Raw genomic sequence first — 19,304 nt, 5'->3', positions numbered from 1 at the left:
CCAAACTCTTCCACCAGAACTCGGCTGCGATGGAGATCACGGACGCACCCTCCCCAGCGGCTCCGGAGCGCTCCGCTACGCACCCGCTGCTGGTGATGGCGGTGCTGGTGTGGTTGAGCATCGATCTGATCGGTGATGGGATCCTGGCCACCCTGGAGCTGTTGGGGGCCCGCACCCCCAGCGCCACACCCAGCACGGATCGGCAGGTGACCCCCTCCTGATGCCCTTCGACGCGATCGTCGTGGGCTCCGGCGCCACCGGCGGGGTGGCGGCCATGGTGCTGGCCGAGGCCGGTCTGCAGGTGCTGGTGCTCGAGGCCGGCCCGAACCTGAGCGTCGAGCGGGCCCTGGGCTCCGAACCGCTGAACACCGTGCGGCGGCTGGCCAAACTCACCAGCGGAGCCCAGAAACGGCAGGCCAGCCACCCCGGCTACTGGAAGGCCAATCCCGAGTTGTTCGTCGACGAGGGCGAGAACCCCTACGGCACCCCGTCGGAGCGGCCGTTCCTGTGGACCCGGGGCCGGCAGGTGGGCGGTAAGAGCCTCACCTGGGGCGGCATCACCCTGCGGTTGTCGGATCTCGAGTTCAAGGCCGGCGAGCGCGATGGCCATGGCCCGAGCTGGCCCATCGGCCACGACCACCTGGCTCCCTACTACGCCCGGCTGGAGAGGCTGCTGGGCGTGCGCGGCGGCCGCGATGGTCTGCCCCAGTTACCGGATGGCGACTACGGCCCGCCCTTGCCCTTCACCCCAGCTGAAGTGCATCTGCAGGGGGCGATCGACCAGGAGCTGCGGCTGCCTCTCATTCATTCCCGTGGCTTTGCCCTGCACCGGGGTGGTGCCCGCGCCGGCTGGCCGGCCTCCAGCTCCCAGGGGGCTGCCTGGGGCGGGCGCTGGCCACCGGCCGGGTGAGCGTGCGCAGTGATGCGGTGGTGAGCCATGTGGAGCTGGATCGCTCCGGATCCCGCGCCGAGGCGGTGGTCTATGTCGAGCGCCTGAGCCGCACGCGCCGGCGCGAAACGGCTCCGTTGGTGGTGCTGTGCGCCTCGACGATCGAGAGCGTGCGGCTGCTGCTGGCCTCCGGCGAGGACCAGCGCGCCGGCGGCCTGGTGGATCCCTCCGGGGGCCTGGGCCATGGCCTGATGGATCACATCTCCAGCAGCCGTTTCTTTCGCCTGCCCGATCAGCCCGCCCCCCGTGCCCAGGAGCTCTCGGGGGCGGGCAGCGTCTTCATCCCCAACACCGTGAATCTCGAGGCGCGCGAGGGGTTGCCCTTCCTGCGCGGTTATGGGCTCTGGGGTGCCGTGCAGCGCTTCGATCCGCCCGGGATGCTCAAGCGCCGCCGCAGCGAGGCCGTGGGTTTCCTGATCGGCCATGGGGAGATGCTGAGTGACCCCGCAACCATGTGCGCCTGGACACCGCCCGCAGCGATGCCTGGGGCCTGCCGATCGCCCACATCGATTGCGCCTGGGGCGAGAACGAACAGCGGATGGTGGCGCACATGCACCGGCGCATGGGGGAGGTGGTGGCGGCCGCCGGCGGCGAGATCCGTCCGCTCGAAGACCTGTTCCTGATGCCCTTGATCGAGCCACTGCTGCGCCGCAGCATCGCCCTGGCCCCGGAGGCCCCACCCCCGGCTACTACATCCATGAGCTCGGAGGCGCGCCGATGGCGGCGACGGAGAACGAGGGTGTCGTCGACCCCTGGAACCGTTGCTGGCGGGCCCCCAATCTGCTTGTGGTGGATGGGGCCTGCTGGCCCAGCGCCGGCTGGCAGAGCCCGACGCTCACGGAGATGGCGATCACCTGGCGGGCCTGCGAGCGGGCTGCCGCGGACCTGCGCAGCGGTGAGCTCAAGGCTCTGTGAGCACTTCGACATCGAACGGCTCCTGTGGTGTCGATGACCACAGTTCCCACCGGCGAGAAGCCGCACACTCTGGGGGCGACCTTCAACGGGTCGGGCAAGGGAGATCCAAAGCGGGAGTTCAGCCTCCCGCTTTTTTTGTGCCTGAGCAGGTTGATGCGTTCCCTGTCCCAGGGCTGAGCTCAGGGCTGGCCCTGGCGCCGGAACAGGCCGTGCAGGTAGTGCTGGGCCACGGTGCGATCGGTGCAGCCGTTCTGGAACAGGAACCCGGCCAGGGCCGAGGTCATCACCCGGTATTGATCCCAGTGGGGGTGAGCCTGGATGAACTCCCGCATGCCATCGAACAGGACCTCGGGAACCTCGGCTTCCAGGCTGACGCTGGCGGCGTCCGGAACGGCGGGCTTATCAGCCGTCTGGCGGGCGATGCAACGGGAAAGGTGGTCACGTTCCTGGTTCCTTGGCGTCTGCTCCATCCCATCAACCCCGCCAACGCCGTCCAAGGTCTGCCGTCCGTGACTACCCCCTAAGAAAGACACAACAGGCCCCGAGGCGTCAAAGCGGAGGTCTCTTCTGAGCGCACGTCGCATCAAAATGAGATGGCTTCCAGCGCAGGGGACTTGCATGGCGTCAGTGCTGGGCGCCCCGGACCTTGGTCGATGGCGCGTGGCTGTCAAGTTCCGTTGGTGCCAAATCGGGAAATCCCCAACGCTCTTGGCCCAGCAACCCTTCAGGTGGCTTGAACTGTGGAAAAACCCCGTTTGAGCTGGGGAAAACACCCGGAGCCTGTGGAAACCCCCCATTGATAGGCAGGACTGATCGGCGCTGTGTCCATTGAGACGCGGGCGAGATCGAGACGCTTGGGTGGGCCGCCCGCGCGGCTCAGGAAGGCGGTTCCTGCTCCGGTGGGTTCGTCCTCAGGCTGCGGGGTCCGAGGGGGTGATCGGCGTGGGGGTAGGGCGGATGGTGGGGGCCGTGGGCATGGCTATGGCTGTGCTCATGGCTGTGGTGAGGCCCGTGGTCGTGGCCGGCCACCGGGATCGGAACGCCGTCGCTCTGGCAGGCGCCGGTGCACTCGTTCTCGCAGAGGTCGCAGGCTTCACAGAGCCCCTCGACGTGGTGGTGATGACTCTCCTGGGGGGCGCCCACCTCGCGCTCGAAGCCGAGCACCTGGGCCCGGTATTTGCACAGGGAGCAGTTCATGTTGGTGTCGCCCCGCACCACCTCCTCCACCCGCTCGATGAAGGTGTCGATCACCAGCGGGTGATCCCCCAGGTAGTCGACCGGCAGGAACTCCACCTCGGGATGCTCGGCCGCCACGCGCTCGCTGTGCTGGCGGATGCGGCTCACCAGCACGCCCGAGAACAGGAAATAGGGAAAGACCAGGATGCGGCGGTAGCCCAGCCGCACCACGTGGCGCAGGCCCGGTTCCACCAGCGGGAAGGTGACACCGGAATAGAGCGTTTCGCCCCAGCCGAAGCCGAAGCCCTCCACCAGCATCCGCGTCACCTTGGCGACGTTGGAGTTGGCGTCGGGATCGGAGGAACCGCGGCCCACCACCACCAGCAGGGTGTCGTGCAGGGGGATGGGACCATTTGGTCCCACTGGGGCGCGATCAAGGGCCTCGCGGATGCGCGCCCCGGCCGCCTGGATCATCTTGAGGTCGATGCCCAGTTCGCGGCCGTAGTCGATCTGCAGCCCGGTCTCGGCGGCGTAGGTGTTGAGCACCGAGGGGATGTCGTTCTTGGCATGGCCGGCGGCGAACAGCATCCCCGGCACCGCCAGCACCCGGCCCACCCCTTGCTGCCGCAGGCGCTCCAGGCCATCCCGCAGGATCGGCCGGGCGAACTCCAGGTAGCCGTATTCGACCGGGATCTGGGGCAGTTGGCGGCGCAGGCCCTCGGCCAGCTGGGCGAACTCGGCCACCGCCAGGCGGTTGCGGCTGCCATGGCCGCAGATCATCACGCCGATCGGAGCCCCGCCTTGAGCGGAGGCGGAGAGGGTGGAGAGCGCCTGCTGCGCGGGGGCGAAACCATGGGAAGGCCGTGCTGATGGGAACCTATCGCTTTGCCAGGGCTGGGTGGGCCTGCCGCCGCCACCCGCCCAGCCATCGGCGCTCAATGTTTCGTTGCATTGGCTTTACGGTTGGTTACATCACCGGGAACCCGCCTCGGCTCGTTCGAGCCGCTCAACCGCGTTGAGCTGTCTCGCAACGGCCGAGGTTTTGGACAGCTTCAAGCCCTGAGCCTCAACCCATCCAGTCGGTCCCGTCGCCGGTAGGAATCAGTCTCCAATGGAGCGATCTCCCATCACCTCCCTGCCCTATCTGCTCTGGGGGGCTCTGCCCCTGCTGGTGGCCGCCCTGGCCCCCGTGGCGCCGAAGCCTGGGTGCTGCTGGCGGTGCTGGTCTGGGCCCTGGGGCTCTCCTGGCGCGCTGAGGCCAGCCAGCCCCTGGCGGCGCGGCGATCGGCGGTGGTGGTGCTGGCCCTGCTGGGGCTGCGCTATCTGCTCTGGCGGCTCAGCTCCACCCTCAACCTGGCCACACCGGAGGCCGCTGGGCTGAGCCTGCTGATGCTGGTGGCGGAGCTGGTGCTGCTGACCAATGGCTTCCTGCAGCTGGGCCTCACCTGGTTTCCCCATCGGCCGCTGGCCGAGCCGAACGCTCCGCCGCCGGCGGGGCCTGGGGAGCCCGCCTGGCCGAGCGTGGATGTGCTGGTTCCGAGCTACGGCGAGCCGCCGGAGCTGATCGAGCGTTGCCTGCGCGGTTGCCTGGCGATCGACTACCCCCACCACCGGGTGTGGCTGCTGGATGACAGCGGCCGGCCGGAGCTGCAGCAACTGTGCGCGCGTCTGGGTTGCCGTTACCTGAGCCGCACCGACAGGATCCACGCCAAGGCGGGCAACCTCAACCACGCCCTGGGGCACGCCGACGGCGAGCTGGTGGTGGTGTTCGATGCCGATGTGGTGCCGCTGGAGCCCTTCCTGCGGCGCACGGTGGGGCTGTTCGCCGACCCGGCCGTGGGCTTCGTGCAGACCCCCCAGTCGTACATGACGGCCGATCCGGTGATGCGCAACCTGCGCCTGGAGCGCTGGCTGATGCCCGATGAGGAGAGCTTCTACCGCTGGATCGAGCCAACCCGGGCGGCCGTGGGGGCGGTGGTCTGCGCCGGCACCTCCTTCGTGGTGCGCCGTTCGGCCCTGGAGGTGGTGGGACGCTTCGAAACCGGCACCGCCTCGGAGGATCTGGCCACCGGCATCCGGATCACCGCCGCCGGCTACCGCAACCTCTACCTCGACGAGAAGCTCAGCGCCGGCCTGGCCCCGCTGACGGCGGCGGCCATGGCACGCCAGCGCAGCCGCTGGGCCAGCGGCACCCTGCAGACCCTGCGCACCGGAGCCAACCCGCTCACGATCCCCGGGCTCAGCCCGCTGCAGCGCCTCGCCTACCTGGAGGGCATCCAGCACTGGTTCAACGTGATCCCCCAGTTGCTGCTGCTGCTGATGCCCCTGAGCCTGGGGCTGCTGGGGGTGGTGCCGATCCGGCTGAGCGCCGGCGGCTTGCTGGGGATCGCCCTGCCGTTTTACCTGGGCCAGCTGCTGCTGCTGGGTTGGTTCAGCCGCGGCTCCCGCTCCGCCCTCATGCCGGAGCTCTACCGCTGGATCTTCCTGGTGCCGATCACCGCGGCCGTGCTCGCCACCGGCTTCGGCCACCCGCAACGGTTCCATGTCACCCCCAAGGCGCTCAGTCCAGGCCGACGACCTGGCCCCGAGCCCTGGTTGCTGGTTCCACTGCTGGCGTTGCTGGCGGCGCAGCTGCTCAACCTGGTGCACCTGGTGATCGGGGCTGATCCGGCGCGTGAGGTTGCCGTTGCCGCCCTGACCCCCGCCGGCCAGGCCCTGGGGCTGGTGTGGTCGGGTTTGAGTGTGCTGCTGCTGCTGCTGGCCCTGCGCACCTGCTGGGACCGCCTGCCCCAGAGCGCGGCCCCCTGGTTCGCCCGCGACCAGGTCGTGAGCCTGGGCGATGGGGCCAGCACCTGGGCGGCCCGGCTGCGGGCGATCGGGGAGGAGGGGGTCGAGCTGCGGCTTGACTCCGGCGCGGCGCCCCCAGGGCTAGGGGCGATTCTTGAACTGGTGGGTCTCCTTCCTGAGGCGACGCGGTTGGCCTTGCGGGTGGAGCGGCTGGATCCGGCGGGGCGCGGCGGCGTGCGGCTGGGGGGCGTTGGCACGGCCTGGAGGGCGAAACCCGCCAAGCCCTGCAACGGGAGCTCTACCGCCGCTGTGGCCTCTGGCCCACCCGCCAGGCGCCGTTCGAGCCCCGGGCACTGCTGGCGGCGGTCCTGCGGCTGGTGTCACCCCTGGGGGAGGCGGCTGGTTCCACCGCAGCCTGTTGCCTCAGAACCACCGAACCGCTCAGGTGTCGGCGTCAGGGCAGGGCGGCGCGGGCCCGTTAATCTGACTTTCCGCACGGTTTCGAGCCGGGTTCGGGCCGAGCCGCAGGCCAGCTTCCTGGTCAGCAGATTCCAACGCGCAGCAGGAGGGGAGCAACCTTTGTCCGAGGACCGATCCAATGACCAGCCCTCGGATGACCCGCAGGAGATCGAGGCGTTGCAGCGGGAACTCGATGAGGCACGCGCCCAACTGGCGGACCTGGAGGGTCTGCTGGGGGAACTGCCGCAGATGTTCGAGCGCAAGTTCGAACAACGCCTGGAACCGCTGCTGGATCAACAGCGGCTGATCGCGGAGGAAAACCAACTGTTGCTGGACCAGGTGCGCCACGTCCTGGGCAGCGGCGAACCCCCAGGCGGTCGCCCGGCCCTGCCCGCCGCCGGCGGGACCGCCCCCGCCAAGGTTGAGTTGCCGCCGCGCCCGCCCGGACCTCCGGCGGCTCAGAGTTCGCCAGCCGCGCCAGCCCGGGCAGCTGAGCCATCGGTGGCGTCGGAGGGACTGGGGGCGAGCAGGCGATCACCGTGCGCCACTGGGTGCTGCCCCAATGGCTGCCCCAGGGGTTTTCCGTTGGGCGTCTGCGCCGGGGCGCAGGCCTGCTGGGACTTTCGCTGGGGGTGGCGCTGCTGGCGGCAGCGGTGGTGGTTGGCCTGCAGCGACTGAGGCCCCAGACGGCCTCGCCCCTGCAGGACGCCGAGTCCCCTGCCAGCACAGTTCCTGCCAGCGATGGCCCGGCCAGTGATGCCCCCGCCAGCAGCGAGCCATCCCCCAGGTGGTGTTCAAGGCCAGCGGGGTGAGTTGGCTGGATGTGCAGGACGCCAGGGGCAACCAGCTCTATTGGGGGCTGTTCAAGGGGGAGCGCCGTCTTCCCCTCGGAGCGGGTCTCAAGGTGTTGGCCGGCCGCCCGGATCTGGTGACGGTGCAGGTTGCGGGGGCGCCCCCTCGGTTGCTGGGGCGGATCGAGCAGGTGATCTCGTTGCCGATCAAGGCGCCGTAGGAGCCAGCGCCAGGAAGTTCTCACCACCTGGGCCGCTCACCTGCAGGCTCTGCAGCCCCTGGCGCTCCCAGCGCCGCAGCTCAGCCGGCGTAAGATGCTGCACCACTCCCGTGCGCCTATCCGCCGCCAACACCGTCAGGGGGATCCTGGTGGGCGATCGGCTCGCTCAGGAACACCGGTGTGCTGCCCCAGTCCGCGAAGGGCACCAGCGCTCGGCCGGCCACCTGGGGCGCCTGGCCGAGGTAGGTCCAGGCGAGGGTGCCGTCAGCGAGGGGCCGTCGGTGGCGCTGATAGAGCAGGGGCACATCCTCAAGCCCATCGAGCCGCAGCAGGCCCGGGCCATCGACCGCGAACAGCTCGCCATGGATCAGGCCGTCTCCGGGGACGGCCATGGGGTAGGGCCCCAGGTCGTAGAGACAGGCACCGCCCAGGCGCCGGCGCCCCAGAAAGGCGGCACCCCGCAGCCAGTGGTGGTTGACCTGGCCGCGTTTGAGGGTGCCGTAGACGAAGACCGGATCCATGCGGAGAGCGCCGCTAGGTTGAAGCTCACTGTTGCGCCCCACACCCGCCCTGTGACCCACCGCCCGCTGCCGCTGTTGCTGTTGGTGCTCCTGGGCTGGGGTGCGCCCCTCCAGGCCCAGACCCTGCTCGATGTCACCGCCGCCGGGGCGGCCCAGGGAGCGCTCAACAACACGGCCATGCCCCAATACGCCGGCGCCCTCAGCGCAGCCCGCGCGGCCGTCAACGGCAGCCAGCCGTCGTCCTTCGCTCCCGCTGGTTTCTCAGGCAGTTCGGCCAGCGGAGGGGGAGCGCCGCCCCCGCCGAGGCGGCCGCACCACCCCTGGGCACTCCGCTGGCCCAGGTGAACGGCCGTCTGATCAACACCTGCTCCAGTGGTCAGCTCTGCCTCAACCAGATCCGCTCGGCCATGGGAATGCGCTGAGCTCCAGCGGCAGACGGGTGAGGGCAAACAGGCTGCCGGCGTTGCCTCGGCAGATGCGCAGCTCCTGATCCAGCACGGTGACATCGAGCCAGGCGGGAAAGCTCTGGCGCACGCTTCGCAGCAGATCCAGCCGCCGGCCTCCGAGGCGCGGACCGCTCCAGCCGACCTGCTCGAAGCGCACACTCAGTCGCCGCGGGCCAATCCGCTCGATCGCGGCCGACGCCGTGATCTGCCCCAGGCCATCCAGCCCGCTCAGCCTCAACACATTCAAGGCGCGGCCCTGGGCGGGGTCGAGCAGCTGCAGGCTCTGGGCCCAGGGTCCCAGGAGCCGTTCGGGCCTGGGCCCGCTGCTCCAACGCAACTCCCAGACCCCCGCCAGCTGATCGAGCTGCTGATCAAGGTCGGCCGGTTGCTCCCGCTCCAGGGCTTCGATCAGGGTGCGGATGGACCCGCTCGGGGCCCGCTCGGGGCGTTGCAGGGCGATGAGCAGCTGACTGCGGAGGCTTGGATCAGGGGGCATGGTCACCATCCTCGCAACCTTCATGGCAACCGTGATGGCAACAGTGGCGGCCGGGTGTCGCCAGAGTTCAGGGCATTCGCAGCGATCCTGTGACGACACCCAGCCAAGACACCATCCTGGCCGCCTCATCAGGCTGGGTGGCGGCGCTGTTGAACGTGGTGCCGGGCCTGGGCACCGGATACATCTACCAACGCCGCTGGAAGGCCTACTGGATCACCTCGGCCGTCACCAGTGCCTGGTTCGTGCTTGGAGCGCTGTTGGCTCAGGGGGCGGAAGCCATGGCCAAGCAGCAGAACCAACTGATCGGCCTCGGGGGCCTGCTGCTGGTGGCCGCGGTGACGGCCACGGAGGCGGCACTGGCGGTGAAGCGGTTGAACAAGCGTGAACACTCCGCTCAGCCTTGAGCGGTTGAGACCGTGGGGGAGGAATGGCGGGCGATCTGAAACTGAGCGAAACGCTGACGATTCCCGCCCGGGAGCTGGCCTGGCGCTTCTCGCGCTCCTCGGGACCGGGGGGCAGGGGGTGAACACCACGGATTCGCGGGTGGAACTGGTGTTTGCCCTGGAAGCCTCGGAGGCCCTGCCACGGGCGCTCCAGCAGCGGGCGCTGCAGCGCCTGGCGGGCCGGCTGGTGGAGGGCACGGTGGTGATCACGGCCAGCGAGGAGCGCTCCCAATGGCTCAACAGGCAGGTCGCCCTGCGGCGCCTGCAGGAGCTGTTGCGCTGGGCGATCAGCCCGCCGCCGCCGCCGCGCCGACCCACCCGACCCTCGAAGGGCTCGGTGGAGCGGCGGCTCATGGCTAAGCGGCTCAGGGCCCGGATCAAGGGCAACCGGGGCCGGGCCAGGCGGCCTGAGGAGGGGGATTAAAGGTATTGGTCCAGGAACGTTCCCAGCTTGAGCGTCCTGGAGAACACGGTGCCCATCAGCGACGACGAGGGGCCGTGCGCGACCCAGCACACCTCCACCTCCAGCTCCAGTTCAGCTTTGCTGTAGCTGTGCTCAAGCACAAGCCGGCCGATGGTGTTTTCGGCGATCGTCACGTCGTGGTTGAACTGGAGGCCGGCGCCGGTGGGGCTGATGTCCCAGAGCCGACCGTGGATGCTTTTCCCATTGGGGCTGAAGAAGGTGGCATCCACCCGCGCCATGGAGGACGGCAGGCGCTGCCGCTTCTGGCGAAGGGGATAGTCCGGGGTTTCCGATGCTTCGGCCAAGGGGTGATCTGCAGCACAGGAAAGGATTGATTCAGCCTTTCGGCGGAACGGTCATTCCTTGGCCTGAAGGTAAGGCATGTCAGCGGGACTGAGTAGCCCTGTCCGGAGCGAATCCTTCGGCGGCTCAACCCCTTCCAGCGCTGCACCCAAGCCACCTGGCGAAGGCATCACTGCCCCATAGACGGCCCCGCTTGGGCCGCGTCGCCCAGCAATTCCACGATCCAGGGGGCGGGGATGCGCTGGATTTCGCCGGTGTCGATGTCGATCACCCGGGCGAAGGACTGGGCGGCCCGATGGCCGCGGTCGAGATCGCTGACGCGGCCGATGAACCAGGGGCGGCCGGCCATGGCCACCACCGCCAGGTGGCCGGGGCGGGCATCACGGAAGCGTTGGGGCCGGGCCTTGCGCAGGGGCTCGACCGCGGGGTCGATCTGGCCGGGCTTGAGGGACACGGCGCCGAGGGGGCCGCCATCGAGAAGCGCGGGCGCCATGGGGAACGGGGAATGCTGCCAGCAGGCTAGTACGTCTGTACTGTTCGCGCCACGGGTCGGGCAGGGGATTGGCTGGTGTCACCCCTGGGGCGGCTCCTCCGGCGGATCCTCGGGGCGGTTGAGCCGCCGGTAGAGCCAGAGCCCCAGGGGGCCCCAGGCCAGGGTCCAGAGGGCGAAGGTGGTGGCGGTGCCCAGCTGGCCGGTTTCGAGCGAATAGACCCCGGCCTGGATCAGCCCGGCGTCGATCAGGGAGCCGCCGGTGCCCCAGATCAGGGCCCAGGCCAGCAGCAGGGCGATCCGTTGGAAGGTGGGGGTCATCGGGCGGCGGGGGTGAGGCGGCAGCGCAGCACGGCCAGGGCCTCATCGGGTAGACCCAGGAAGCGATCGAGCCAGGCCTCGCCGCTGGGGGAATCATCGCCACACCAACGAGCACAGCGGAGCCATCGGCCGCCAGGGGGATCCGCTGCGCTGGTGCCGGCGGCTGCTCACGGCCCCGGAGCTGAGCTGGGTGTCGACCTGCAGGGCCGGGGCGCGGTAGACGGAGCCGATGGCGAAGTGGAAGCGGGCCTTGAAGTGCAGGGCCAGGGTGCCCGTGGCGGAATCAAGGCTGCCGGCCAGCTGCTCCGCTTCGATGGCGATCGAGAGCCCTGGCGGCAGGGGCAGACCGAGGAAGCGCGTGGTGCGCCAGGTGAGCGGCGGGATTGGCAGGGCCGTGGGGTCGAACTCCAGCGCCTGCAGCCCCGCCTGATTCGCTGGCCCCAGCTCTCCCAGGCCGCCACCGCCTCGGGCGTCATAACGGAACGGCGGGTAGGCGCCGATCACCAGGCCGCAGCCCTCGCCGGTGGAGAGCCGCAGGAGGCTCATCCCTGGCGCAGCCCCTCCAGCGCGCCCTGGCCCTGGAGCTCGGCGAAGGCGTCGTAGCCGCCGATCAGTTTCCCGTCGATGAACACCTGGGGCAGGGGGCCGGGGGCGACCGGGTCGATCACCTGGAAGGGAATGCCCAGGGTGCGCAGCATGCGCAGGGCCCGTGCGCTGTAGGGGCACCCCGAGAGCACGGCGATCTCCACGCGCGGCCCACCTAGGGGTGCGGCGTTCGCCACCGCCGCCTCCACTGCCGCCGCCGCCGCGCTTGTGGGCAGCGGACCATCGAGCAGGCCCACGAGCAGGTCGGCTCCCTTGAGCACCAACGTGCCCGGTTCGATGTGGCCGCCCCACACCTGGCACTGCGGATCGGAGACGCTCAGGTGCAGATGCACTCCGCTGGGCGCGAGCGTGCCCTGGAGGGTGATGATCTCCAGCTCGCCCAGGATCAGCGTCGGCTGCTGGGCACCCGGGCACTGGAAGGCGGCCTGGGAGAGGTTGCCCACCACGCCGAGCACGAAGCCGCTGGCCTTTTCCTGCAGGGCCAGCTGTTCGAGCGCACGGCGCACATCCGTGCCGGGTGCGAGCTGGAGCGGCACGGATCGCATCGCTGAAACGGGCATGGACTCGGGCCCAGGTTATGGGGGTGAGGGGACGCTCCTGTGCGGAGAACCCCATCGGCGTCCCCGAAAACGGTTCACCTGATTACGGTTTGAGGCACTGTTTCCGAGCCGGAGCGGATGGCAGCGGAACGTTTCTTTCTCGAACTCGAGTCCCCCACCCCTGAGCTGGCAGGTGCCCCCACGTGGTGGTGGTGGGCGGCGGTTTCGCCGGGCTGCGCGTCTGCCAGGCCCTGGCCGGTCAACCTGTGCGCGTCACCCTGATCGACAAGCGCAACTTCAACCTGTTCCAGCCGCTGCTCTACCAGGTGGCCTCGGGTCTGGTGTCCGCCGCCGACGTGGCCTCGCCCCTGCGCCAGATGGTCGGCCAGGCCCGCAACGTGCAGGTGCTGCTCGGGGAGGTGGTGGACCTTGACCTGGAGCGGCGGGAGGTGGTGTTCAACGACCAGCGCTACGGCTACGACCACTTGGTGCTGGCCAGCGGCTCCGGCACGGCCTACTTCGGCCATGAGGAATGGCGCCCCCTGGCGCCGCCGATGAAGATCCTCGAGCACGCCCAGGAGATCCGCCGGCGCCTGCTGATGGCCATGGAGGAGGCCGAGCAGTGCACCGAACCGGAGCGGCGCCGTTTCCTGCTCTCGGTGGTGGTGGTGGGGGCCGGCCCGGCGGGTTGCGAACTGGCCGGATCCCTGGTGGAGCTGATGCGCTCCGCCATCCGCCGCGATTTCAAGCAACTCCAGGAGCAGGAGTGCCAGGTGGTGCTGGTGGATGCGGTGGACCGGGTGCTGCCGGCGATGCATCCCAGCCTTTCGGCCTCCGCGGCTGGTTACCTGCGTGCCAACGGCGTCGAGGTGCGGCTGAACACGATGGTGGAGGCGATCGAGCCCGGCACCGTGCGGCTCAAACCCTCCGGCTCGAACCAGGGCAGCGCCAGCGAGCCGACCGCCGAGCTGTTGCAGGCCGCCACCATCTGCTGGACCGCCGGTGTGCGCGCCTCGCGGCTGGGCAAGTTGCTGGCGGAGCGCAGTGGTTGCGCCACCGACCGGGGCGGGCGGGTGCTGGTGGAACCGGATTTCTCGATTCCCGGCCACCCGGAGGTGCGGGTGCTGGGGGATCTCTGCTGTTACCGCCACACCAGCGACGGGGCGCCCCTGCCGGGGATGGCGGGCCCCGCGGTGCAGATGGGCGCCTGGGTCGCCAGGGATCTGCTCAACGGACTGGCCGGACGCGACAGTGCCGCGTTCTGCTGGAACGACCTCGGCACGATGGCGGTGATCGGGCCGCTCTATGCGGTGGCCGATCTGCGCGGGCTGCGGCTCACCGGCCTGGCCGGCTGGCTGCTCTGGGGGGTGGCCCACCTGGCCTTCATCCCCGACACCGAAAACCGCATCACCCTGCTCAGCCGCTGGCTGTGGCAGATCGCCACCCGCCAGCGCCGGGCCCTGCTGATCACCGGCCGGCCTGACCAGCACCTGGGGGTGGATGTGGGCCTGGAGCGGGCCAGGTCCAGTGGGAAGAGCGAGCCCGAGGCGGCGGTGCTGGGGGGCTGAGGGGGCGGGCAGGCTCTACCAGGGCAACACCTCGCCGTTGGCATGCCAGAAGGTGCCGGAGGTCTCCAGGCTGAGGGCATCGATGCGCTCCAGCAGGCCCTGCACCGCCTGCTCCACAGAGATGCCCTGGGCGCTGAAGCCGGTCATGCGCGTGCGCACCAGCCCGGGGTGGAGGAGGGCCACGGCGATGCCACGCGGTTGGAGATCGATCGCCAACGATTTGCCAGCCATGCACAGCGCCACCTTCGACATCCGGTAGCCATAGGAGCCTCCGGAGCTGTTGTCGGCGATCGAGCCCATGCGGCTGGTCATCAGGATCAGCTTGGAGCCCACATGGAGATGGCCCAGCAGGGCATGGGTGAGCCGCATGGGGCCGAGGGCATTGACCTCGAACTGGCGCCGCAGGCTCTCGACATCGAGATCCCCCAGGCTTGTGCGCTCCAGGAGGCCGGCGTTGTGGATCAGGCCGTCGATCGGCAGGCCATCGAGCCGTTCCACCAGGCCGGCGATGGCGTCAGCGGAGGTGATGTCCACTCCCGTGAGGGTCCGCACCCCGAGGGCGTCCAGCTCCGGCGAGGAGCTGCGGCAGACCGCGATCACGGTGTCGCCCCGGGCCTTGAGCTGGCGGCAGTACTCGGTGCCGATGCCCCGGTTGGCGCCGGTGATCAGGTAGGTGGCCATGGCCGTGAAGATCGGGACGGACCCCCGCACCTTCTCATCCCAACCCGGCCGGTGGCCTCTGGGCAGCACATCTGGGCCGGGCGTTCATCGAAGCCATGCACGCTGCACGGGGCGCTGCCTGATCGTGATGAAACCCGGCGGCTCGCCGATCAAGGCGCTGCAGCTGGGCGCCTTCTGACGCACCACCTCTGCTGCGATGCGCTCGAGAATTTGCTTCCGCCGCCCGGCCGCCCATGGGTGGTGGGCATCCCATTCGCTGCTCTTGCCGATTTCCACCCGCCAGGCACCGGGTTGGTTCCTGTTCAACGGCTGGCGGGCTCGAGGATGCGGTGGGAGGGAACCTCCTGGAGGGCCATCAAACGACGTTCCAAGGTGGTTCCATGGGCCTTCAGCCAGGCCGCCATGGCCTCCCCCGCCTTGCCTCCATAGAGGCGGTGGCTGTAGATCACCGCGGTGCCGCGGCCGTCGGCCATCCTCAACCGGGCGAAGACGGCCTCGATGGTGTCGCGAGCGGGGAAGACGACCACGATCAAGTGTTCAGCGGGCCTGGCGGGGGTGCGGGGAATCGAATCGGTGCGCAGCACCATGGCCTTGTTGCGCGTGTAGTTGCCCAGTACACGGTTGGCCACATCAGCCAGCCCTTCACCATCGCTCACCCCTGGGTAGGTGTTGATGGTGACCATGTCCGTCCAGCGACTCAGGTCTTCCTGGCCAACAGGTGTGAACTCGTGCTGGTGGTTCGATGACCAGCGATGAAGGTAGGTCTGATCGGCAAACTTCAGCGCCACAGGGGAAGCCGGGGGCGCCTGCCGCCCGGGCGGTGATCGGCCCAGCCATCAACAGCAGGGCGGCCCATGGCATCAAGCCATGGATGGTGGGCATGGCTTTCAAGGCAGGACTCCAAGCGGGACTTCCGGGAACTTGATCTGCAGAAACATTGCCAGGACACGGGCGCCTTGGGTCACCGAGCGGCTGCCGGCTCTGTGGCGACAAGGATCACTCCAGAACGTTGACGCAGGGCTGGGGCGTCTCCATCGCCGGCGTCAACAGCGATCTCCATCGGCTGCCCGGAAGGTTCTGGTCTCCATGGCGCTCTCGGACACCACTTGGTGCCCGAGGAACCGTGCGTCCCACCATTCCCCCGCTCGCCGCCACCGGCCTGGTGGAACGGCGTCAGGGTGATTCAGCGATCAGCTCGCCTGGGACGCCAGGCTGCGAGCCGCTTCGGCGTCTTCGAGCACCGGGAAGACCTGGATCTCCAGCAGATCGCCCCAGAACGCCTCGAGGGTGGCCACGGCCTCGGCAGACCCCTCGACCACATGCCAGCCGCGGGAGGATCCGGGCATGTGCCAGCGGCCCACGGTTGTGAGCCCGTCGACATCGGGGGCCGCGGTGCTCAGGAAACGCTCCACGGTGGCCCTGTAGTGGGAGGGCGAGATCGTCCAGGTGATCATGAATTTCATGGTTCTTTTGCAAGGAGGGTTCTCGATTCATCTTGTACGGCCTGACGCAGAGTGATCGCTGCAGGCGCCAGCGGATCGCCCTTTGCCGCTCCTCCCCACCGGCAGGACACCGAGGACGACAGGTTCGCCAGGATGATGACCTCAACGTCAGGGCCAGGCCGCCCAACACCCGAGAGACCCGTGACGACAACAGTGCCGGCAGCAGTTCTGACAACAACGTTCGCGGAGTTTGCCCAACGGGCCGACTATTCGCTGCTGGATTCCCTGCAGGCGGATCCCCAGGCGACGGGTGATGGCCGCGACCACCAGCCCCGCCAGGTGTTCTCCGGTCATTACGTGCCGGTGACACCAACCCCACTTCCAGCGCCGGAGGTTGTGGCGCACAGCAGAACCCTCTTTGGCGAGCTGGGCCTGAGCGATGCGCTGGCACAGGACGACCAGTTCCGCCGTCTGTTTTCCGGCGACATCACGGTGGCGCGGGAGCCGATGCGACCGTTGGGTTGGGCCACCGGGTATGCCCTCTCGATCTACGGCACGGAGTACATCCAGCAGTGCCCGTTTGGAACCGGCAACGGCTACGGCGATGGCCGGGCCATTTCCGTGTTTGAAGGTGTCTTCAACGGCAGGCGTTGGGAGATGCAACTGAAAGGCGGTGGCCCGACCCCCTACTGCCGCGGGGCCGATGGACGCGCCGTGCTCCGCTCCAGCGTGCGCGAGTTTCTGGCCCAGGAGTTCATGCACGCCCTGGGGGTGCCCACTTCACGATCCCTGACCCTGGTGGTGTCTGGGTCTGAAACCGTGCGCCGGCCCTGGTACTCCCCGAACTCCCGCTCGTTCGATCCCGACATCCTGGTGGACAACCCTGCGGCGATCACCACACGAGTGGCACCATCGTTTCTGCGGGTGGGCCAGCTGGAGCTGTTCGCCCGTCGCGCCCGCAGCGAGGCCCATCCGGATGCGCTGAACGAGCTGCGGATGATCGTTCAGCACCTGATCGAGCGGAACTACCGGCCGGAGATTGATCCGAGTCTGGATTTCAGCGATCAGGTGGTTGAGCTGGCGGAATTGTTTCGCGGGCGGCTCATCGCACTGGTGGCGAACTGGATGCGGGTTGGCTACTGCCAGGGCAATTTCAACAGCGACAACTGCGCCGCCGGTGGCTACACCCTCGACTACGGACCCTTCGGCTTCTGCGAACTGTTCGATCCCCGCTTTCAGCCCTGGACCGGCGGCGGCGAGCACTTCTGCTTCTTCAACCAACCGGTGGCGGCCGAAGCCAATTACCAGATGTTCTCGGCTGCCCTCCGGCCACTGCTCGAGGGCAACACCGAGGCAGTGGCAAAGCTGGATCAGATCCGCGACGGCTTCGCCGAAGTGATGCGCCAGGAGATCGAGGCGATGTGGGCCAGCAAGCTCGGCCTGATTCGCTACGACGCCGCGCTGGTGAACGAGCTGCTGGAGCTGATGGTGCTCTCCAAGGCGGACTACACGATCTTCTTCCGCCGGCTGTCTGAGATTCCAGATCAACTCTCCACCTTGAAAGAGAGCTTCTACCTGCCCAGTTCAGAGCAGCTCGATGCCCAATGGACGCAATGGCTGCAACGCTGGCGTGATCAGATCACGCGTAACGGCGACCTCGGCGAGACATCCTCAGCGATGAAACAGGTGAACCCCGCGATCACCTGGCGCGAATGGCTCATTGCACCGGCTTATGAACAGGCGGCGCAAGGTGATTTCAACCTGGTCCAGGAGCTGCAGGAGGTGTTCAGCTATCCCTACGACGAGCCATCCGCGGAGCTGGCGGCGAGGTACGACCGCCTGAAGCCCAGGGAATTCTTCAACGCCGGAGGCGTGTCCCACTACAGCTGTTCGTCCTGAGCCGATCAACCCCTGAACCATCCCCAGAACGCAGCTGGTCAGCTGATCCGGCTCCGCACTCTCGTGCGGATCGCGAGCACGGGAAGCGCGAGGAACGGCAGTCCCATGGCGATCAGCATGACGGGGAGACCAAGCGACCGGCTGTAGGCGGTGTCGCCGCGCACCGTTGCGTCGATGGTGCTGCCCACGTCGGCCTCCCCGTTACCCCCCGTGAACCCACCGATCACGAGCCGACCGCCGATCTCCCACCGGGCGATGCACTCAGTGCGATACGTGGACGCTCCACGGATGATCGCTCCCGATGTGTTGCACGCAAGCACCTTGGCCTCGACGCGCGTGCCGGCCAAGCGCTGATGCAGCAGGAACCCTCCGCCACCGACCAACGCTGCCGGAATCGCCAGCAGGATCGTCCACACGACGATGTCGATCCCATGGCCGCCGGGGCGTCGCGTGGACGGCGATCGCAACGGGGGACGCCGCTGCAGCGCCCGCTCGACGAGCAGTGGAATGCCCTTGGACCGCCACCACTCGACGTCGAGCGATCCGCCGGACATCCCCCCATGGTCGAGGTGGGGCCGGTGCACGACCCGCTCATCGGTCTGATCGATGTCGACGTCGGCCACGCGACGCAGGGCATCGACGTAGGCCGCACGGACCGCACCGCGATCGTTCGGCGTGGGTGTCGCCCTGACGAGCTCACGCATGGCCTGCCAGGCATGCACATCCCCGCGCAGGCCCCACTGCCGGTGGTTGACGTCGAACCCGTCACCGAGCCGTCCGTCGCCGGCTTCGTCCGTTCGGTGTCCACAGGTCGGGCAGCGCCAGACATCCGCCACACCGACCACAGGCTCGAGCCGCGCTCCGTCGGCAGCACACACGTCCCCAACCATCCGGTGAACCTCGAGCCCGTTCTCGTTCCCGTTGAGACGGTACTCGTGCCATCCAGATCGCCGGCCCAGCGAGCCTTGAGCTGCGCTGGAGACCGATCGAGCGGTCTTGTCTGAGGGCGCAGGGCGACGTGAGGCTTCGGTGCAGACGCTGGTGCCGCAGGTCCACGGAGCGGTTGGTGGGGGAAAACAACCGCTCGGACTTCTTCAGGGTGATGAACAAAAGGCTCAGCGCGCCAAACCGAGGAACACCAGGATCGAGCGGTTCAGGCGCAGCAGCAGGTCGTCCTCGAGCTGGCCGATCCGGCTGCCGAGGCGTTCACGGGGAACGGTGCTGAGCTTGTCCGCCATCAGCCAGCTACGGCTGGAGAGGCCATTGCGGCTGCTTGGCTCCACAGGAATCCGAAACACGGGGGCGTCGGCGGGATCAGTGGTGAGTGGGCAGAGGGTGATTGAGTCCCGCTCCGCGAAGGCATCGTCTTGCACGATCACGGCAGGGCGCGGCTTTGAGGTGTAGGCGCCACCTCCGGCGACGGTCCAGATTTCACTCCGTTTCATTCAGGGCAATGATCCGGCCAGATAGAAATGGCATCCACGAAGGCCTGGTCGTCTGCCTCCTGAGCGCTTGCGTTGACGAGCAGGCATTGCCGCCGGGCCTCGGCGGCGAACTCGGGAGTGCGCACATCCGGCACCCAGATCTGGATCGGCCGCAGACCCTGGCGCCGTAGCCGCTCCCGGTGGGCGCGGACTTTTTCTCGGGTGAGAGCACGCTTTGCTTCGTCCATCGCCATCGTCCCCCAGGAAGTTACATGTAATTTAGCGGAGCTGGGCTTGGCTGGGGCGCTCCCGCGTTCCATGCTTTCAGGCAAACCGTCAGCCCAGATCCAAGGCTGTCATCCTG

Annotated in this window: 26 protein-coding genes and 1 pseudogene; 11 read left to right on the top strand and 16 right to left on the bottom strand. The window is 68.5% G+C overall.

The features are described 5' to 3' along the window. Window positions 1–29 precede the first annotated feature (29 nt). The 4 genes from AAF143_RS11180 (at window position 30) to AAF143_RS11165 (ending at window position 1,864) form a co-directional block, all read left to right on the top strand. The gene (locus tag AAF143_RS11180; protein WP_255010276.1) at window positions 30–221 is read left to right on the top strand and encodes a hypothetical protein; all 192 of its coding nucleotides are present in this window, start codon (window positions 30–32) and stop codon (window positions 219–221) included. Beyond that, a complete protein-coding gene (locus tag AAF143_RS11175; RefSeq protein ID WP_414027033.1) occupies window positions 221–910 on the top strand; it encodes an FAD-binding protein in 690 nt (229 codons plus the stop codon). The genes AAF143_RS11180 and AAF143_RS11175 overlap by 1 nt, the downstream gene beginning before the upstream one ends. Continuing rightward, a complete protein-coding gene (locus AAF143_RS11170; protein ID WP_414027031.1) occupies window positions 907–1,572 on the top strand; it encodes a hypothetical protein in 666 nt (221 codons plus the stop codon). The genes AAF143_RS11175 and AAF143_RS11170 overlap by 4 nt, the downstream gene beginning before the upstream one ends. Window positions 1,573–1,666: 94 nt before the next feature. Further along, entirely contained in the window at window positions 1,667–1,864 is a 198-nt protein-coding gene (locus AAF143_RS11165; RefSeq protein ID WP_414027030.1) for a GMC oxidoreductase, read from the top strand. A gap of 179 nt (window positions 1,865–2,043) precedes the next feature. Here the strand turns inward: AAF143_RS11165 and AAF143_RS11160 are convergent, their stop codons facing one another. Continuing rightward, complete coding sequence (locus AAF143_RS11160) at window positions 2,044–2,361, bottom strand: DUF2811 domain-containing protein (protein ID WP_414027029.1); 318 nt, start codon at window positions 2,359–2,361, stop codon at window positions 2,044–2,046. A gap of 379 nt (window positions 2,362–2,740) precedes the next feature. Next, window positions 2,741–3,820, bottom strand: coding sequence for a sirohydrochlorin chelatase (locus tag AAF143_RS11155; RefSeq protein ID WP_255010317.1), 1,080 nt, complete (start codon window positions 3,818–3,820; stop codon window positions 2,741–2,743). A gap of 426 nt (window positions 3,821–4,246) precedes the next feature. Here AAF143_RS11155 and AAF143_RS11150 point away from each other — a divergent pair, with 426 nt between their 5' ends. Both AAF143_RS11150 and AAF143_RS11145 read left to right on the top strand, forming a co-directional pair. Continuing rightward, the gene (locus tag AAF143_RS11150) at window positions 4,247–6,964 is read left to right on the top strand and encodes a glycosyltransferase (RefSeq protein ID WP_414027028.1); all 2,718 of its coding nucleotides are present in this window, start codon (window positions 4,247–4,249) and stop codon (window positions 6,962–6,964) included. 112 nt (window positions 6,965–7,076) lie between these two features. After that, window positions 7,077–7,298: a DUF4115 domain-containing protein gene (locus AAF143_RS11145; protein ID WP_414027027.1), complete on the top strand. Its 222-nt coding sequence runs from the start codon at window positions 7,077–7,079 to the stop codon at window positions 7,296–7,298. A 116-nt stretch (window positions 7,299–7,414) separates the two neighbouring features. Here AAF143_RS11145 and AAF143_RS11140 read toward each other — a convergent pair whose 3' ends face one another. After that, window positions 7,415–7,819, bottom strand: coding sequence for a gamma-glutamylcyclotransferase (locus AAF143_RS11140; protein WP_414027026.1), 405 nt, complete (start codon window positions 7,817–7,819; stop codon window positions 7,415–7,417). A 51-nt stretch (window positions 7,820–7,870) separates the two neighbouring features. On the opposite strand from AAF143_RS11140, the gene AAF143_RS11135 reads away from it, so the two are divergent. Next, entirely contained in the window at window positions 7,871–8,164 is a 294-nt protein-coding gene (locus AAF143_RS11135; protein ID WP_414027025.1) for a hypothetical protein, read from the top strand. Window positions 8,165–8,206: 42 nt separating this feature from the next. Here the strand turns inward: AAF143_RS11135 and AAF143_RS11130 are convergent, their stop codons facing one another. Beyond that, complete coding sequence (locus tag AAF143_RS11130) at window positions 8,207–8,761, bottom strand: PAP/fibrillin family protein (RefSeq protein WP_255010255.1); 555 nt, start codon at window positions 8,759–8,761, stop codon at window positions 8,207–8,209. Between the two features lie 89 nt (window positions 8,762–8,850). On the opposite strand from AAF143_RS11130, the gene AAF143_RS11125 reads away from it, so the two are divergent. Beyond that, on the top strand, window positions 8,851–9,165 hold the full coding sequence (locus AAF143_RS11125; protein ID WP_255010253.1) for a hypothetical protein: 315 nt from the start codon (window positions 8,851–8,853) through the stop codon (window positions 9,163–9,165). Between the two features lie 118 nt (window positions 9,166–9,283). Beyond that, a complete protein-coding gene (arfB, locus tag AAF143_RS11120) occupies window positions 9,284–9,628 on the top strand; it encodes an alternative ribosome rescue aminoacyl-tRNA hydrolase ArfB (RefSeq protein ID WP_414027024.1) in 345 nt (114 codons plus the stop codon). Here the strand turns inward: arfB and AAF143_RS11115 are convergent. The 5 genes from AAF143_RS11115 to AAF143_RS11095 form a co-directional block, all read right to left on the bottom strand. Beyond that, entirely contained in the window at window positions 9,625–9,972 is a 348-nt protein-coding gene (locus AAF143_RS11115) for a PilZ domain-containing protein (RefSeq protein WP_255010250.1), read from the bottom strand. The genes arfB and AAF143_RS11115 overlap by 4 nt on opposite strands. Before the next feature lie 167 nt (window positions 9,973–10,139). After that, window positions 10,140–10,463, bottom strand: a complete 324-nt coding sequence (locus AAF143_RS11110; protein WP_255010247.1) for a hypothetical protein — start codon at window positions 10,461–10,463, stop codon at window positions 10,140–10,142. 78 nt (window positions 10,464–10,541) lie between these two features. Next, window positions 10,542–10,781: a hypothetical protein gene (locus tag AAF143_RS11105; protein WP_255010245.1), complete on the bottom strand. Its 240-nt coding sequence runs from the start codon at window positions 10,779–10,781 to the stop codon at window positions 10,542–10,544. 93 nt (window positions 10,782–10,874) lie between these two features. Next, window positions 10,875–11,327 (bottom strand): hypothetical protein, encoded by a 453-nt coding sequence (locus tag AAF143_RS11100; protein WP_414027023.1) that lies wholly within the window; start codon window positions 11,325–11,327, stop codon window positions 10,875–10,877. Then, window positions 11,324–11,932, bottom strand: a complete 609-nt coding sequence (locus AAF143_RS11095; RefSeq protein WP_255010240.1) for a PCC domain-containing protein — start codon at window positions 11,930–11,932, stop codon at window positions 11,324–11,326. Before AAF143_RS11095 ends, AAF143_RS11100 begins: the two co-directional genes overlap by 4 nt. A 132-nt stretch (window positions 11,933–12,064) precedes the next feature. Between AAF143_RS11095 and AAF143_RS11090 the strand changes: the two are divergent. After that, window positions 12,065–13,494 (top strand): annotated as a pseudogene (locus tag AAF143_RS11090) (NAD(P)/FAD-dependent oxidoreductase). Window positions 13,495–13,509: 15 nt separating this feature from the next. On the opposite strand, the gene AAF143_RS11085 reads toward AAF143_RS11090, so the two are convergent. The 4 genes from AAF143_RS11085 to AAF143_RS11070 all read right to left on the bottom strand — a co-directional run bounded on the left by AAF143_RS11085 (window position 13,510) and on the right by AAF143_RS11070 (window position 15,638). Then, window positions 13,510–14,175 (bottom strand): SDR family oxidoreductase, encoded by a 666-nt coding sequence (locus AAF143_RS11085; RefSeq protein ID WP_255010316.1) that lies wholly within the window; start codon window positions 14,173–14,175, stop codon window positions 13,510–13,512. 84 nt (window positions 14,176–14,259) lie between these two features. Then, window positions 14,260–14,451 carry a hypothetical protein gene (locus AAF143_RS11080; protein ID WP_255010237.1) on the bottom strand — a complete coding sequence of 64 codons (192 nt, stop codon included), beginning with the start codon at window positions 14,449–14,451 and terminating at the stop codon, window positions 14,260–14,262. A gap of 26 nt (window positions 14,452–14,477) precedes the next feature. Next, window positions 14,478–14,858, bottom strand: coding sequence for a hypothetical protein (locus AAF143_RS11075; protein ID WP_414027022.1), 381 nt, complete (start codon window positions 14,856–14,858; stop codon window positions 14,478–14,480). A gap of 507 nt (window positions 14,859–15,365) precedes the next feature. Then, window positions 15,366–15,638, bottom strand: coding sequence for a DUF3303 domain-containing protein (locus AAF143_RS11070; RefSeq protein ID WP_255010223.1), 273 nt, complete (start codon window positions 15,636–15,638; stop codon window positions 15,366–15,368). 132 nt (window positions 15,639–15,770) lie between these two features. Here AAF143_RS11070 and AAF143_RS11065 point away from each other — a divergent pair, with 132 nt between their 5' ends. Continuing rightward, on the top strand, window positions 15,771–17,516 hold the full coding sequence (locus AAF143_RS11065) for a protein adenylyltransferase SelO (protein ID WP_255010313.1): 1,746 nt from the start codon (window positions 15,771–15,773) through the stop codon (window positions 17,514–17,516). 38 nt (window positions 17,517–17,554) lie between these two features. Here the strand turns inward: AAF143_RS11065 and AAF143_RS11060 are convergent, their stop codons facing one another. The 3 genes from AAF143_RS11060 to AAF143_RS11050 all read right to left on the bottom strand — a co-directional run bounded on the left by AAF143_RS11060 (window position 17,555) and on the right by AAF143_RS11050 (window position 19,188). Then, window positions 17,555–18,406: a hypothetical protein gene (locus AAF143_RS11060; protein WP_255010222.1), complete on the bottom strand. Its 852-nt coding sequence runs from the start codon at window positions 18,404–18,406 to the stop codon at window positions 17,555–17,557. A 225-nt stretch (window positions 18,407–18,631) separates the two neighbouring features. Beyond that, a complete protein-coding gene (locus tag AAF143_RS11055) occupies window positions 18,632–18,961 on the bottom strand; it encodes a type II toxin-antitoxin system PemK/MazF family toxin (protein ID WP_255010220.1) in 330 nt (109 codons plus the stop codon). Next, window positions 18,958–19,188: an antitoxin MazE family protein gene (locus tag AAF143_RS11050; protein WP_255010218.1), complete on the bottom strand. Its 231-nt coding sequence runs from the start codon at window positions 19,186–19,188 to the stop codon at window positions 18,958–18,960. Before AAF143_RS11050 ends, AAF143_RS11055 begins: the two co-directional genes overlap by 4 nt. Window positions 19,189–19,304: the final 116 nt, after the last annotated feature.

Source organism: Cyanobium sp. ATX-6F1, from assembly GCF_047395825.1.
Classification (GTDB): Bacteria; Cyanobacteriota; Cyanobacteriia; order PCC-6307; family Cyanobiaceae; genus ATX-6F1.
The sequence above is the reverse complement of the archived record's forward strand: the minus strand, read 5'-3'. Positions and strand labels throughout refer to the sequence as shown.